This is a genomic window from Burkholderia sp. LFS061 (genome assembly GCF_047978125.1).
In the GTDB taxonomy this organism is placed as follows: domain Bacteria; phylum Pseudomonadota; class Gammaproteobacteria; order Burkholderiales; family Burkholderiaceae; genus Burkholderia; species Burkholderia pyrrocinia_C.
Genome location: NZ_JBFPFS010000016.1, coordinates 117,013 through 132,167, shown reverse-complemented (window position 1 = coordinate 132,167; position 15,155 = coordinate 117,013). Strand labels below are relative to the sequence as shown.

The 15,155-nt window shown below is 68.7% G+C and carries 15 protein-coding genes; all 15 read right to left on the bottom strand.

The window, feature by feature from the left end:
* The coding region (locus ACNQQL_RS16900; protein ID WP_416392624.1) for a hypothetical protein at positions 1 to 568 on the bottom strand (568 nt) is incomplete at its 3' end.
* 119 nt (positions 569 to 687) lie between these two features.
* Positions 688 to 2,103, bottom strand: a complete 1,416-nt coding sequence (locus ACNQQL_RS16895) for a Do family serine endopeptidase (protein ID WP_347064814.1) — start codon at positions 2,101 to 2,103, stop codon at positions 688 to 690.
* A 76-nt stretch (positions 2,104 to 2,179) separates the two neighbouring features.
* Positions 2,180 to 2,563, bottom strand: coding sequence for a hypothetical protein (locus ACNQQL_RS16890; RefSeq protein WP_347064813.1), 384 nt, complete (start codon positions 2,561 to 2,563; stop codon positions 2,180 to 2,182).
* A 46-nt stretch (positions 2,564 to 2,609) separates the two neighbouring features.
* Entirely contained in the window at positions 2,610 to 3,470 is an 861-nt protein-coding gene (locus ACNQQL_RS16885) for a hypothetical protein (RefSeq protein ID WP_347064812.1), read from the bottom strand.
* 8 nt (positions 3,471 to 3,478) lie between these two features.
* Positions 3,479 to 4,369, bottom strand: a complete 891-nt coding sequence (locus ACNQQL_RS16880) for a peptidylprolyl isomerase (RefSeq protein WP_347064811.1) — start codon at positions 4,367 to 4,369, stop codon at positions 3,479 to 3,481.
* A gap of 89 nt (positions 4,370 to 4,458) precedes the next feature.
* Positions 4,459 to 4,920: a hypothetical protein gene (locus tag ACNQQL_RS16875; protein WP_347064810.1), complete on the bottom strand. Its 462-nt coding sequence runs from the start codon at positions 4,918 to 4,920 to the stop codon at positions 4,459 to 4,461.
* A complete protein-coding gene (locus ACNQQL_RS16870) occupies positions 4,917 to 5,507 on the bottom strand; it encodes a YbjN domain-containing protein (protein WP_347064809.1) in 591 nt (196 codons plus the stop codon). Before ACNQQL_RS16870 ends, ACNQQL_RS16875 begins: the two co-directional genes overlap by 4 nt.
* A gap of 59 nt (positions 5,508 to 5,566) precedes the next feature.
* Positions 5,567 to 6,259 (bottom strand): hypothetical protein, encoded by a 693-nt coding sequence (locus ACNQQL_RS16865; RefSeq protein ID WP_347064808.1) that lies wholly within the window; start codon positions 6,257 to 6,259, stop codon positions 5,567 to 5,569.
* Between the two features lie 12 nt (positions 6,260 to 6,271).
* The gene (locus ACNQQL_RS16860; RefSeq protein WP_347064807.1) at positions 6,272 to 8,086 is read right to left on the bottom strand and encodes a putative porin; all 1,815 of its coding nucleotides are present in this window, start codon (positions 8,084 to 8,086) and stop codon (positions 6,272 to 6,274) included.
* A gap of 92 nt (positions 8,087 to 8,178) precedes the next feature.
* A complete protein-coding gene (locus tag ACNQQL_RS16855; protein ID WP_347064806.1) occupies positions 8,179 to 8,877 on the bottom strand; it encodes a TonB family protein in 699 nt (232 codons plus the stop codon).
* A 4-nt stretch (positions 8,878 to 8,881) separates the two neighbouring features.
* Entirely contained in the window at positions 8,882 to 9,292 is a 411-nt protein-coding gene (locus ACNQQL_RS16850; protein ID WP_347064805.1) for a biopolymer transporter ExbD, read from the bottom strand.
* Between the two features lie 19 nt (positions 9,293 to 9,311).
* Positions 9,312 to 11,117 carry a DUF2341 domain-containing protein gene (locus tag ACNQQL_RS16845; RefSeq protein WP_347064804.1) on the bottom strand — a complete coding sequence of 602 codons (1,806 nt, stop codon included), beginning with the start codon at positions 11,115 to 11,117 and terminating at the stop codon, positions 9,312 to 9,314.
* 67 nt (positions 11,118 to 11,184) lie between these two features.
* On the bottom strand, positions 11,185 to 12,837 hold the full coding sequence (locus tag ACNQQL_RS16840; protein ID WP_347064803.1) for a ShlB/FhaC/HecB family hemolysin secretion/activation protein: 1,653 nt from the start codon (positions 12,835 to 12,837) through the stop codon (positions 11,185 to 11,187).
* 151 nt (positions 12,838 to 12,988) lie between these two features.
* Positions 12,989 to 13,636 (bottom strand): adenylyl-sulfate kinase, encoded by a 648-nt coding sequence (cysC, locus tag ACNQQL_RS16835; protein ID WP_416392623.1) that lies wholly within the window; start codon positions 13,634 to 13,636, stop codon positions 12,989 to 12,991.
* Positions 13,636 to 14,808: a TIGR03032 family protein gene (locus ACNQQL_RS16830; protein WP_347064801.1), complete on the bottom strand. Its 1,173-nt coding sequence runs from the start codon at positions 14,806 to 14,808 to the stop codon at positions 13,636 to 13,638. Before ACNQQL_RS16830 ends, cysC begins: the two co-directional genes overlap by 1 nt.
* Positions 14,809 to 15,155 lie beyond the last annotated feature (347 nt).

The following is a 15,155-nucleotide window of genomic DNA, read 5'->3' as shown; positions in this document are numbered from 1 at the left end:
ATGCCGCCCGTACCGGCGCCGACGCAGCCGGAGGAACCGGAAGCGCCGAAGAAGCCTCACCGCGAGGTGACGCGGCCGAAGCCGGTACAGCGCCCCGAATCGCCGACGCCGGTGCGGCGGCCGCCGCGTCGGGATTCGGCGCGAGCCGCAGGCGCACGCGCAACGGCTGCAGCATGTCGGGCGGCGGCGGCTCGGCCAGCAGGCCGCCGGCCGTGAGCAGTTGCCGCAGCGTCGCGTCCGCGTCGGGATCTCCCAGCGACGCGAATTTGACGCGCGTGACGACGCCGTTCGCGCCGATCCACGCGCGCACGACGATCGCGGGCGGCGGTGCATCGGCGCTCGCGTTCAGCACACGCGCTTCGAGATAGCGGTGCAGCCGGTCGGCCGCGTCGCCGTCCGCTTCGAGCCACGCCTGGAACTGCTGCCCGGCGAGCTGCCCGTAGCGGATCCACGTCTGCGGCACGTCGGCCGTTTGCGCGGCGCCCGGCTCGACACATACGGCCAGCGCAAATGCGACGACGATTGCCCGCAGCCCTCCGGATGCACCCCACTCCTGCATTCGCTTCATCCCGCCTCCCGTTTCGACGAATCGCCCGCGCGCCGTTTCGTGCGCGGCCCTCGCGCGGTCATTCACGCAGTAATTCGCACTGCTCTCGCATTGCCTTCGTGCCGCCCGGCTGTACCCGCTCACCCGATCTCGATCGGCACATACAGCCGCGTGCCGCCGCGCTGGACCAGCAGCGCGACGTTGCCGTGCGCGGCGTCGATCTCGGTCATCAGCGCGCCGATGCTCGCGACCGGCGCGCCATTCACCGACAGCACGATGTCGCCCGGCTGCAAACCAGCGCGGGCAGCCTGGCCGCTCGCCTGCTCGACGACGAGCGCCTGGCCGACACCGAGCCGCTGGCGCTCCTGCTCCGTCGCCGCGCGCAGTGCGAGCCCGAACCGCGCGGGCCCTTGCTCGCCACCGGCCGACGCCGTACCACTGTCGAATGCGCCGACCGTCGCGACCACATGCATCGCCCGGCCCGCGCGCCACACGATCAGGTCGGCCTGCCGCCCGGCACGCATGCCCGCGACCGTGCCGAGCAAGTCCGCCGATTCGGCGACCGGCTTGCCGTCGACCGCGAGCACGACGTCGCCCGCCCGCAGGCCCGCGTGCGCGGCCGGGCCGTCCGGCTCGACCATCGTGATCAGCGCGCCGTCCGGGCTCGCGAGGCCGAACGAACGCGCGAGCGCCTGGCTCACTTCCTGCACGGCCACGCCGAGCCGGCCGCGCGTGACCTTGCCGGTCCGCAGCAACTGGTCCTTCACGTCGAGCGCGATGTCGATCGGAATCGCGAACGCGAGCCCCTGATAACCGCCCGTCTTCGAGAAGATCATCGAGTTGATCGCGATCACGCGGCCGCCGAGGTCGAACAATGGGCCGCCCGAATTGCCGGGGTTGATCGGCACGTCGGTCTGGATGAACGGAATCGCGCGCTCGCCGGGCAACGAGCGCGATTTCGCGCTGACGATGCCCTGCGTGACCGTGTTCGCGAACCCGTATGGCGAACCGATCGCCATCACCCAGTCGCCGACCTCCGTGCGCGCGGGGTCGCCGGTCTCGACGACCGGCAGGTTGTGCGCGTCGATGCGGATCACCGCGACGTCGGACACGGGATCGCTGCCGATCACGCGGCCCTTGAACTGGCGCTTGTCGGTCAGCTTCACGTCGATGTTGGTCGCGTCGCCGACCACGTGCCGGTTGGTCAGGATCACGCCGTCCGCACTGACGATGAAGCCGGAGCCGAGACTCACTTCCTCGCGGTTGCCGATCACGCGCCGCGCGAGAAACGGCGCGAGCGGATGATCGGGCGCAATGCCTGGCGGCAACTGGATGCCCATCTGCGTGACTTCGCGCGTGACGCTGATGTTGACGACGGCGGGGCCGACACGCCGGACCAGCGCGGCGAAGTTCGGCAACGCGACGGTCGGCGGTGCGGCTCCCGGCAGCGCGGATCGTTCCGCGGCCGGCGCCGTCGAGCATGCGCAGGCAAACGCGAGCACACCCGCGATCGCCCGCAACACCGCCGCCCGGCCCGTGTGCTTGCCGGCTTTCATGTCGCAGTTCCTCGTCGGTTCGCGCCGCAACGCCACCTGCCCGTCGATGCCCGCGCCGCGCTACCAGCCGTATGCCTCACTTCGGCGGCACCGCGACCGGCGCATCGGGCCGCTGTGGCGTCACCGACCGGCCCCAGTTCGAGCCGAAGCGATTCCGCTCAGTCGACAGGTTGAACGTGCCGAGACGGTTCGACGGCTGCTTCGACAGCCGCTCCGAATCCGTCTGCGATGCGCCCGCCTGCGGTTCGGCCTTCGGCTTCAGTTGCTGGCTCAGGCAGTCGTACGACAGCGCGCGCTTGCCGTCGACTTCCGCATCGACGCACACCGGCTTCGCGGCCGAACCCGGACCGGCCGGCGCAGGCATGGCCGCACTCGCCGCCGCGCGGCTGCCCTGCGCGTGCGCGCCGGCCGCCAGCAGCAGGCAGACGATCGTCGCGATTCCGTTTCGTCGCATCTTCATCCGCGGCTCCTTCAGTGATGGCTTCATCGGGCTCGCGGTGCCGCGCTCACACGCTCGCACCCGACGCCTGCGCACGCGCCAGAAAGCGCTCGAACGCCGCGCGATCGGTCGCGTCGACGGCCCGTTCATGCGCATCGGCGTGCTGCGCCCATGCATCGCGCATGCCGTCGACCGGCTGCCAGGCATGCACCTGCGCACCGGTCGGATACGGCGTGACGAGCGGCTCGCGATAGTCGACGCGAAACAGCGGCGGCGCTTCGCTGCCGGCCGCCCACAGATCGCCGACGTCGCGCACGCTCGCGTCGAACCAGAACCGCACCCAGCGCACCGTGGGCGCGCGCGCATCGCCGGCCGACGCGTCGACGCCCGGCGTATCGACGCCCGACGTATCGACGCCCGACGCATCCGGCACGCGCAGGAAGCCGGCCTGCACGAGCAGCACGGCCGCGAGATCGTCGTCGCGCAGCATCCGGTACGACCAGAGATCAGCGACGTCCACGCAGGCGATCACCGCGATGAAGCGGCCGATCGTAAGCGCGGGCCACGCGCGCCGCATCAGCGCGTAATGACGCGGCCACTGCGCGATGAAGCGCTCGCGATGGAGCGCGGCGACCTGCGCGTCGCGTGCGCCGCGTATCGTCGGCTCGTCCGGCTGATACTGGCGCGTCGTGAGCACGCACTGCGCGGAGCACCGCGCGCTGCGGTGCCGCGCATGGCCTCCCGCGCCGGGCAACGGCTCCAGCGCGCCGAAGCAAAGCGGACAATGCGTCGGCCATTCGCCGGGCCGGCCCGGCCACGGGTTCGCCTTCGGCATGCGCGGACGGTCGGACGCGGCGGCCGGGCGACGCCGCGCCGGCGTGCGCGCATCGGGTGCCGCGACACGCGGCGTCGAAAGGACAGGTGCCATGAGTGTGCCTACCGGGCCGACGCGAGCGCTTTCTTCAGCGCGTCTTCGTTGATCGGCGCGTTCGCGGCCAGCTTCGCGAGATACGCCTGCGCATTCTGCTGCGTGCGCTGCGCGCGCAGCATCGCTCGCAACTGCTCCTTCACGTCGGCCAACGGGCGCGGCGCGGCCGCACGCACGTCGATCAGCTTCACGACGTGAAAGCCGGCCGGCGTCTGGATCGGCGCGGAGACCTGGCCCGGCTTCAGCGCGTCGGCCGCCTGCCGAACGGCCGGCAGCATCGACTGGTCGGGCACGAAACCGAGATCGCCGCCGTTCGCGGCGCTCGCCCTGTCCTGCGAATTCTCCTTCGCAAGCGCCGCGAAATCGCCGCTGCGCGCGCGATTCGCGAGACCCGCCGCCTGCTTGCGCGCCTTGTCGAGCGTCGCGGCATCCGCGTTCGGCGGCACCGCGATATAGATCTGCGCGACGTGCAGCGCGCGCGGTGCGGTGAACGCGGCACGGTTCCCGTCATACGCGGACTGGATCTCCGCGTCCGACGGATAGTCGGCCGGCGGCGCACTCACCGACGTCAGATAGCTGCGCACGACGATGTCGCGCTGCGCCTGCTCGACGGCCGCCTGCACCTGCGCCTGCTTGTCCCAGCCCTTCGATTTCGCCTCGGCCAGCACCGCCTTCTGTGCCAGCGTCGAACGCACGACCTGTTCCAGCGCCGCGGGGTCGGCCGCGAGGCGTTCGCGCCCTTCGGGGCTCACCGCCTTCAACAGCCCCGCGATGTCGGCCTGCGTGACCGACGCCTGCGCGGCGTTCGCGATCACGTCGTCCTGTGCGTGCGCGACGAGCGGCGCGCTCAGCGCGAAACTGCCCGCCAGCATTGCCAGCGTCTTTACTTTCGTCATCATGATTCGACAGCCCTCTCGATTGCTTTTTTGAGTTGCGTACACCGTACGTCGCGCGGTGTCCGCGTCGTTCCGTTCCTCGCCGTCCCGAGCTAGCGGATACCGGTCAGCGTCACGCGCATCACGATCGGCTGTGTCATCCCGCGCGGCGGCGCCGTGCCGATCGCGCGGCCCACCAGCGCGTCGTGCAGCGCGGCGTCGACCGCAGGATCGCTGGCCGGCGCGCTGTCGACCCGCATCACGTGCCCGCGCCGGTCGAGCCATGCGCGCACCGGCAGCACCGGCACGTCGTCGCCGGTATCGGCGAGCCGGTCGGCCCAGCGCCCTAGGTCGGCGCGCAGCCGGCACACGGCTGCCTCGTCGCCGTCGAGCACCGTCCGCAGCCCTTGTGCGACGCCTTCCGCATACATCACCCACGCGGCGGGGGCGTCAGTGGCGGACGTAGGCCCCGGACGGCCATCCGGGGGCCGGCCATCCGGCAGCAGCGCGCGCAGCGCGGCGGCGATCCGGCGGCCAACGCTACGGCGGCCGGCGCTCCCGCTCGCGGTGTTCATGACTGCGTGGCGGCCTCGCGTGCAGCCGTACCCGGAGCCTCGGACGGAGCCGCCGCCAGTTCGCCGGCCGCCGCACGCGCCGCCGCTTCCTGCTCGGCCATCGCGGGCCGGTTGCGCAGGTGCAGCAGGAATTCCTGGATCAACCGGTCCCACAGCTCGATCGTCGAGCGCAGGTAGCGCTCGGAAACGCCGCCCGCGACGACGACGTCCATCTCCAGCGCGAGAAACGCCCCGTGGCTCGCAAGACGCGCAAAGCGCTTGGTGCGGTTCCAGTCCGCGACGAGCTCGGCCGGCAATTCGCCCTGCACCTGCAGCACGCACGACAACGTGTAGTCGATATACGGCAGCCCCGCGGCCTGCGCATCGGCGCCCTGCGGCGCGAACGCCGTGGCCGGGTTGCCGAAGCGCACCGCGAAACCGATGCCCTGGCTCGCGCTCATCAGTTGCACCGTGCCGTTCTGCTCGGCGGCCGTCACGCGGTAGCCCGCGCGACGCAGCACGTCGGCCAGGCGCTCGGCGCTGATCGCTTCGATCGGCGCATCGTGTGCCGCGCGTTCGTCGCCGGCGTTCGGTTGCTTGTCTTGCATGTCTGTCTTCTCCGTGTTCATCGAATCGATCGGTTCAAGTGCGGCTTCGAGCCGTGCGCTCACTGGGCGCTCGCCGCCGCTGGTGTCGGTGTCGGTGCCGACGCCGGTGCCGCAGCGGCCGGACGCGCGGCCGGGTCGTACTTGCCCGCATACAGCGCATCGCCGTAGCGTTGCGCGAGATCGTCATACTTCACGCGCGCCGACTGCGCGAACGGCTGCCGCGACGAAAGGAACGTGCCGATCCCGACATGCTCGTACGCGTCGAGAATCTCGTGGCCCACGCGATACAACTCCGCATTGTGTGCCTCGCAGGTTTTCAGTTGCGTGTCACGCGCGGCGACGTCCTTCTGCAGCTGCGTGTGCTGCGCATCGCGGGCGCGCGACACGGCGAGCAGGTCCTCGTAGGACGACTTGTATTTCGCCAGCGACTTCGCATCCTGCTCGCGGCCCGCGCGCTCCTGCGCGAGCGCGCGCTTCGCGGCCGCCTCGGCGCCCGAATCGCCGCGCGCCGCCGCTAGCTGCCCCTGCAACGCCTTCAGTTGCGCGAGCGCGTCGTCGCGCTGCTTCTCGGCCGCCGCCTTGTCGCTTTGCAATTGCGCCTGACTGTCCTGCAACTGGCGCAGCTCCTGCACGGTCGAGCGCAACTGGCTGCGCAGCTTGTCCTCGATGCTCTGCGCGTGCGCGCCGCCGGCCGCCAGCAGCAGCACGGCGGCCGCACCGGCCGCGAGCATCGTGCGATAAGTCGTGTTCATTCGCGGCTCCGGTCAGAAGCGAGCATTGAGCTCGATCTGCAGCACGTCGATCGATACCGGCGGCCCGTACACTTCCTTCGAGCTCAGGTAGCGGGCCGACACCCACGTGTCGCGTGCGACCGCGTACGCGGCGCCGATCACGTAGCCGCGCGCATTGGTACCGCCGAGATGGAAGTCGGGATCGTTGAACGCGTCGAGCACGGCGTCCGGCTGCAGGTACTTGTACGCGATCGAGAAATTCCACTGGCCCTTCTCGCGCGGCTCCGGCTCGCCGATCGTCGCCTTCGCGAGGAAGCCGTTCGGGCCGCTGCGATAGTCGGCACGCGTCGCGTTCACCGACGTCGATTCGTAGTTGTTGACCGGCAGCGACGCCGCCGCGAACGCCTTGTTGTCGTTGTACGCGAGGTTGCGCACGTATTCGCCGTCCAGGCGCAGCTTGAAGCGATCCGCCACCACCGTGTCCCACTGCGCCTTCAGGTCGAGCAGCCGGTAGTTGTAGGCAAGCCCGAAGAGCTGCGGCTGCGGCGTCATCCCCGGCGCGAGGTTCGGGTTCTGCACGATGTTGCGCAGCGCGATCAGCGTGTTGCCGCCCTGCATGAACGCGGGCGCCTCGTTGTCGGTGTTGCAGCTCGTCGCGCCGAGATACAGCGCGCACGGCGACGACAGCGTGCCGCGCATGTTCTGGAAGTCGTAGTACGCGAGCGCGCCGCGCAGCCGGTTCTTCGCATCGATCTTCCAGTCCGCGCCGAACTGCGCGCCGAACATCCACTTCGTGTCGCTGCCGGCCTTGTCGGTGCTGTTCGACGGGAAGTTCTCGCTCGTGTACTGGATCGGGAACACGCCGAGCGTGCCGAACAGCGTCACGTCCGGATTCCACGGCAGCGCATGGCGCAGGTTCGCGGCGAGCCCGTCCATCATCAGGTCGTCGGAGAACACCAGGTCCGACTTGAAGAACGGATTGTCGAAGCGGCCGGCCGTCAGGTTCAGCCACGGCGTCGGCCGGTACGCGAAGAACGCCTTGTTCAACCAGATGTTCTTCTTCGCGAAGCCGCCGCCGGCGGTCGACGTGGTCGACACGGGCCCGTTGTCGTTGCCGCTCGCTAGCTGGATCCCGGCGATCATGTCGTCGGACAGCGTCGCCGTCACGCCGAGCCGCGCGCGGTAGCGCAGCAGATTGTTGCGGTTCTGCGTGGTGTTCTGCGTCGGCAACTGCGTCGTGTTGGTATTCGGGTTAATGTCGAATCCGCCGCCCTGGTTGATCGCCGCGAAGTTCGTCACGTTGTTCGCGTTGCGGCTGCCGTAGAAGTGGTATTCGTCACGCACGCGCAGGTCGCCGTCGAGCTTGATGCGCGACACCCAGTCGGGGAACGTGTTCGGTTGCGCCCAGTTCTCGGCCTTCGCCTGCGCGATCACTTCCTGCTTCACCTGGTCGCGGATCTGGTCGCGCACGAGCTGCGGCACGTACGGCACCGCGACATCGCCAGGCTGCGTCGGCGGGTTGACCACGGCGGCGCCGGCCACCACGGCCGCGCCCGAGCCACGCGAGGCGCGCGCCTGCACGGCCTCGGTGCGCGCCTCGCTGATCAGCTCGTTCGCATTCTGCTGCGTGAGCACGCCGCGCTTGACGAGCAGGTTGATCAGGTTGATCACCACGCTCTCCGTCGGCGCGGCCTTCCCCGACGCCGCCTGCGCCTCGAGCGATTGCCCGTGCGCGGCACTCGCGCACGTCAGCCCGAGCGTCAGCACCGCCGCGCCGACGCGCGACAGGCGCGCGGGCGGCACGCCGTTGCGGGGCGCCGCGCCCCGTCCGTTCATCTTCCGAATCATCGAAGCACTCCGAACAATTTTCGTTTCTTTTCCGGCAGCATCCGTGCAACGGCGCCGCCCCATGATTGATTCGCCATGTCGCGCACGCATCGTCATGCCGGCTTTCGCCCCTGGAGCCTGACGAGCACCGGATACGCGGTCGCGGGCGGCGGCACCTCGTCGACCCTGCCGAGCGCTTCGACCGCCGCGACCACGGCCGCGTCGATCTTCGCGTCGCCGGTCGACTGCGCGACCGTCACCTTCGTGATTCGCCCTGACGCATCCATCCACAGGTTCAGGCTGCCCACGAAGCGCGCGCCGCCGGCCTCCTGCACGCCCTTGTCCTGTTCGATCGCGCGCTGCAGCACGTACACCATGTATTGCGCATAGCTCGCATTGCCGAACTTGCCGCCCCCGCCGCTGCCGATCATCCCCGAGCCGTCGCCCGCGCCGATATTGAAGCTGTCGGTGCCGGCCTGCGCGGGCGCATTCATCGTCATCTGCTTCGGCTGGTTGTCCGACGGCTTCGGCGCCTCGGACGGCTTCGGCGCGATCGTCGGCCGGTCGACCGGCGTCTTGACCTCTTCCTTCACCTTTTCGGGCGGCGGTTTCTGTTTCGGCGGCGGCGGGGGCGGCGGCAACGGAATCACCGTCGTCACCTGCGGCGCGCTCACGCGCTTCACGCCCGCGGTATCGCCCGCGAAATGCCAGATCAGCGCGGCCAGCCCCGCGAGCACGAGCGCGATCGCAACCGGCTTCACGAAGCGACCGGGGCCTTTCTGCGGCGGGCCGCCGTTATAGGTCATTTCCATCGCGCTAGCCGCCCTGCTTCGCCTTGCCGGTCACGAGCCCGACCTGCGACAGGTCGAGACGGCGCAGCAGGTCGAGCACGTCCATGACTTTCTGGTACTGCACGGCCGCATCGCCCTTCAGCACGATCGGGAATTCCGGGCTGGTCGCCTTCTCGGTGCGCAGCCGGCTCTCGAGCTCGTCCATCGTCACCGGGTATGCGTCGAGGAAGACCTGCCCCGAATCGGCGACCGTGATCGCCTTCGTCTTCGGCTTCGCGAGACTCGCGGACGAGCTCGCCTTCGGCAGGTCGACCTTGATGCCCTGCACCGACGCGGTCGTCATGATGATGAAGATGATCAGCAGCACGTACGCGAGGTCGAGCATCGGCGTGATGTTGATGTCGTCGTACGGCTTTTCGTCGTCCTGAACCTGCATGGTGGTCTCCTGCGTGCGTTCAGTCGGCCAGCACCGCGTGATCGGGCGTGCGGTGCGCTTCGGCGAGTCGCGTGACGAATTCGTCGACGAACACCTGCATGTTCGCGGTCACGTTCTTGTTGCGGATCAGCAGGTAGTTGTAGCCGAACAGCGCGGGAATCGCGACGAACAGGCCCGTGACGGTGGCGAGCAGCGCGGCCGCGATACCCGGTGCGATCGCGTTCACGTTCACGTCGCCGGCCGCGGCGATCGCCGCGAACGTGATCATCACGCCGACCACCGTGCCGAGCAGGCCGAGGAACGGGCCGCCCGAGATCGCGATCGTCAGCAGCACCATCGATTTCGACAGCCGCTGGTTCTCGCGCACCAGCGTCGCATCCATCGACGCGCGGATCGCCTCGATCGATTCGGTCGTGATCACCGTACGGCCGTTGCCGTCCACGCGGCTGTGGATTTCATGCACGCCGGCCTTGTACAGCCGGTACAGCGACGACTGGTACAGCCGGCGGCCATCGTCGCTCGCTTCGTCGACATGCGCGAGACCGACCAGGTGTCGCCCGGCCACCTCGCGAAAGCGCTGCACGAAATACTGGTTCGCCTTGTCGACGGTGCCGACATAGCGCGCCTTCGTCCACATCACGATCCACGACACGAACGCCATGCCGAGCAGGATCGTGATCACGACCCACGCGTCGACGGTCACCGACTGCACGATCACGCCGAAGTAGCCGAAGCCGAAACCCGACTGCTTCTCGTCGGCGCCGTATGCGACGAGCTTCGATTCCGAGCCCTGCGCAAGTGCGTCGACGGCGAGCGCGACCGGCAAGCGCGCGACCTTCGACAAGCGCAGTTCGTCGAGCGCACCCGCGTAAGCGGCCAGGCCGGCCGGCACGCCGGCGGCGTCCGCGCCGATGGTCGCCGCACCGTTCAGCGCGGGCAGCGCCGCCGCGACCTGCGCGGCCTGCTTGCCGTTCACGTAGACGGTCAGGTTCCTGCCGTCGGCCGTGACCGCGAGATACGTCCACTGGTTCGCCGCGACCGGTGCGGCGGCCGGCGTGCGTACCGGCGCCGGGCTGCCGGACGCACCGTCGACTTCCGCGAACGGCACGCCGTTGTCGAGACCGATCAGCAGCGCGTTCGCGCCGTCGCGACGGCTGTACAGCACGGTGTTCGGCGCCAGCGCCGACGGCTTCACCCACGCGCTGAACGTGAAGCTGCCGCCTGCCGCCAGGTTCAGCGACGGGCTTGCCGGCAGCGTCAGCGACCCGCTTCCGTCGAACCGCGCGCCCTTGCCGACGATGCCGTCCTCGACCGTGCGGAACGACGCGTTCTGCGCGTTGTTGCCGTATGCGGTCGCATCCTTCGGCGGCGCGCCCGCCGCACCGTTGAAGTGGTAGACGAGCGTGTAGTCGGCATCGAACGTCTCGGCCGGCTTGCCGCCGTCCGGCGCCTTCTTGTTGCCGTAATACATCCAGATCGACTCCGCGGCGCCGGCCGGCATCCTCGGAACGTCGACCCAGATCAGCGCGACGCCAAGCACCGGATCGTATTGCTCGATGTGGTAATTCAGCGGCGTCTTGTCGTCGGCGGCGACGAAGCGAATATCGGCGCCGTTGTCGGCCAGCCCGTCGAATTGGAAGTTGCCCGAATGCAGACGGATCAGCAGCGGCACGCGGCCAGCCGATTCCGCGAGATTCGCGCCCTTCGCGCTCGCGTCGATCGTGATCGCCTTCCGGTACGACCAGTCGTTCTGCCACCATGCGTTCGCGATGCCGGGCAGCACGCCCAGCATCACCGTCAACAGGAAAAACAAGACTCGCTTCACGATCCACTCCCCCAATGTGCGGGCGCCGCGCTCTTCGCATCGCCCCGGCACGATCAAAAAAATTCCGTCAGAACCCCAGCCGTACGTAGAAATCGAATCGCGGGCTGTACTGCCGCGTATAGACGCCCGCCTTCAACGGCCAGCCGGCCTCGAAATCCGCGCTCGCGTACTTCATGATCTGCAGCCGCGTGCCGACGCCGACGCTCATCAGGTTGAAGCGCGACGTCTGCTCCGGCAGCGGGCTCAGCAGCCACAGATGCGCGGCGTCGAAGAATGCGTGGAAGCGCCACTCGTTCAGGCGGCTGCCGACCGCGCCGCCGAGCCACTTCGCGAGCGACGGGCTGCGCAGTTCGAGCGACGCGATCACGCCGCTGTCGGCCGTGTTCTCGGCCTGCATGTAGCCGCGCACGCTGTTCATCCCGCCCGCGGCAAACTGCTCGCTCGACACGAGCGGCGAGTTCGAGATCTGTGCGTTCACGTGCGCATTGGCCTGCATGTCGTTCGCGAAACGCTGCGTGTGGTTGACGTCGAACTTGCCGTACACGAAATCGGGCGTCGCGTTGTAGCGCTTGTTATCCCACGCGCCCCAGTCGCTGCCGAGGCCGCGGATGTTCGTCGTCAGCGACGCGGAGAACGACGTCTGCGAGTTCTTCAGGCTGAGTTGGCCGTTGTACGAGAACGTCACCGGCACGTAGGTCAGCGGCGCCATGGACGTCTGGCCCACCAGGCTCACGTTCTCGTCGTAATGCTTGCGGTCGATCTCGATGCTGACCGAATGCGCATACGTCTCCGTCGCCGGCAGCGCGTAGATCGCGGTGAAGCCGTAGGTCGTACCCTTGCCGAGCACATTCGTGCCGCCGACCGACGCGACGTTGCTGTCCGAGTGCACGACCGTCGCGAGGAAGCTCCAGCGCGAATCCCTGATCGGCGCGAGATACGAGAACGCGTAGACTCGCGCGTCGTTCGGATGCTGCGGCGCGATCACATAGGTGCCGAAAATCACGTGACCGAGCTGCCACAGATTCGAGTAGCTGAGGCTCGCGCTCGTGCGCAACGTCGACGTGCCGGGGCTGTTGTCGTTGTTCAGCTCGAGCGTGCCGTGCAGCGGGCTGTGATCGTCGACCTTCAGGTCGACGTCGACCGTCTGCGGCAGCGCGCCCGGCTTGAGCACCGGGATCACCTGCCGGTCCGCCGAGCGGTTCAGGTCGGTAAGCTGCTGCTGCGCCTGGTTGAAATCGGGCACCTGGCCTTCGGCCAGCGCGGGCACCGCATCGCGGATGTTCTGCGGCGAGTTGTATTTCGCGCCGTCGACGCGCAGTCGCCCGACCTTCGCTTCGGTCACCTGCAGCAGGATCACGCCGTTCTTCACCTGCTGCTGCGGCAGTTCGACGACGACCGATTGATAGCCGCGCTCCTGGTAGGCCTTCTGCAACGCGTCGCGTGCCGCGTTCACGTCGGCGAGCGTCCGGCCCGGCCCTTCGAACGGGTACACGGCCTTCTCGATCTCGATCGTCGGCAGCGTCGTGTTGCCGCGCACCACGAAGGCATTCACGTCGAACGTCTGCGGCGCCGACGGTGCCGCTTTCGCGGCCGGCGCGGCGGCTTCCTGCGCATGAATGCCCGGCGCGAGGCCCAACCCTCCGACCAGCGCGGCGCCGGCCAGGCATCGGCAGTTCAGCCGCCATCGTTCGCGTGACTTGCGGTCTACTCTCGGCGGCATGCGCCATTCCCCTTTGTTGTTCCGGATCGCAGCGAAGTGCCCGGCACCCGTCGCCCGCTTCGCTATCAAATGCCTGTTTCACTTTGATGACGTTTCATTCGTCATCCTTAGCATGATCAGCGCAATGCTTTTCACGCGCTTCGATTCGAACTCAGCCGCAACGCATCTGCACAGCCCGTGCATCCGCCGCGCAACCGAACTGCGCGTGCGCGAATCGCATCAGCGTATCGACGCACGCCGCGAGCGATGCGCGGCCGGTGTCGATCGTGAGATCGGCTTCCACCGGCGGCTCGTACGGCGACGAGACGCCCGTGAATTCCGGCAGCGCGCCGCACCGCGCCTTCGCATACAGCCCTTTCGGGTCACGCGCCTCGCAGCAGGCCAGCGGCGTGCTCACATACACTTCGCGAAATGCCTGCCCCACGATCGATCGCGCTTCGTCGCGCATCGCCATGAGCGGCGAAATGACCGCGACAATCGCAAGCGCGCCCGATTCGCTCGACAGCGCCGCGACCTCGGCGATGCGCCGCACGTTCTCGAAGCGATCGTGCACCGTAAAGCCGAGATCCCGATTCAGTCCCGCCCGCAACCGGTCGCCGTCGAGCACCACCGGCTGCACGCATCGTTCGCGCAGCCGCGCCGCCAGCGCGTCGGCCAGCGTCGTCTTGCCCGCGCCCGACAGCCCCGTGAGCCACAGCACCCCGCCCGCCCGTTGCGACGACGCGTCGCGCACCGCATGCGTCGCGTCTACCGATAAGGACGAAACGACGCCGGAAAACCCGCAACAATCGCTCTTCATCACGCTCGCCCGCCGGTGTTCGCGGGCTCGTCGTCCTCGCGCGGGCGCGTCTGCCAGAAGCCGCCCTGCATCGTCACGATCGACGGCGTCTCGGCCCATTGATGCGGGCTCAGGATTTCGGCACGCCGGACGTTCGGCAGCACCTGCACGTCGAAGACCTCGTCGACGCCATTGAAGAACTGAAGGATGCCGAGCACGTCGCCGCTGTTCGCGTCGAGCGCGGCGACCCCCGCGACCAGCCCATCCGATTCGCTTTCGATCGGCAACCCCTGCGGCCCGCGCTTGTCGCGCAGCTTCGACAGTCCGACGAACAGCACGCCGCCGTATTCCGCGAGACCGTGCGTAAAACCCGGCAGCTTCGCGAGCACCCGTCGTGCGCCCGATTGCGGATCGATCTGCAGCACGTGGCCGCGACCGCCTTCGAGCACGTGCAGACGCCCGCCGATCACGCGCGGCGAATGGGGCATCGACAGCCCCGATGCGACGACCCGGCCGGACGGCACCTCCATCACGATCCCGCCGCCGGCCATCCCGCTGCGCCAGCCGAACGGCTCGTCGCTCATCCCGAGCGCGGTCGCGAACCGCACCTTGCCATCGGCAAACGCCATGCCGTTCAGGTGGCAGCGATCGTCGGGCACCGTCGCCGTCACGAACGGCGGCTGCCAGATCGGCGTGAAGTTGAAATAGCCGTCGATCACGCTGATGCACGAATAGCGCGTGTTGACCGCGAGCACGACGTGCTTGTCGAACGCCATGTCGTGCAGGTCGAGATCGCCGGTGTAGTAGGACATGCGCGGCACGAACATCGCGTCGTAATGATCCGGGCGGCCCGGATAAAGCGGCGCGAGCGTCGACACGTTGGCAAACACCATCAGCTCGTGCATCGTCGCGACCGCGAGCCGGTTACCCGACACGGCCATTCCCATCGAGCGCGGCAACAGGCACGCGGACAGCGTGGGCACGCCGCCGTCGACGCCGATCACCGCGACGCCGGACGGGCGCCGGCTCACGGCCAGCGAGCACTTGAGCGCCTCGAGCACCTGCAGGAAGCGCCCCGTGTCGCGCAGGTTGATGACCGGCGCGAGCGCTTCCGCTTCGCGCGCCGATACGTCGTCCGGCGCCGCGCCGCTATCGCCGGCCGGCCGGGTTTCCTCGAACTGTTCCACTGTCATGCACCTGTCGGCTTCACGCCGCGTGATGAGAAAAATGCGCGCGTCCGCGTTGCCCCGCCCGCCGACACGACGCATGTGCATCGTGCATCGGTCGCGAACGGGGCCGCGTACGGCACACCAAGTCGCAGCTCCCACCTACCTAGACGGAACGAAGCGCGCATTGCCGCAATTTTTTTGCGTGACGTCGACCGATCTGCCGCCACGGGCAAACGGTCGACACAAGCGGCCCGCGTGTGCCATGCCGTGCAACCGACAAGGCGCGGACTGCAATGCGCGCGCAGCCAGCCCCTCGCGCGATGCTCGCGAGACGCGGCGCATGACCTTGCGTGGCCCCCGTTTCGTGTGCG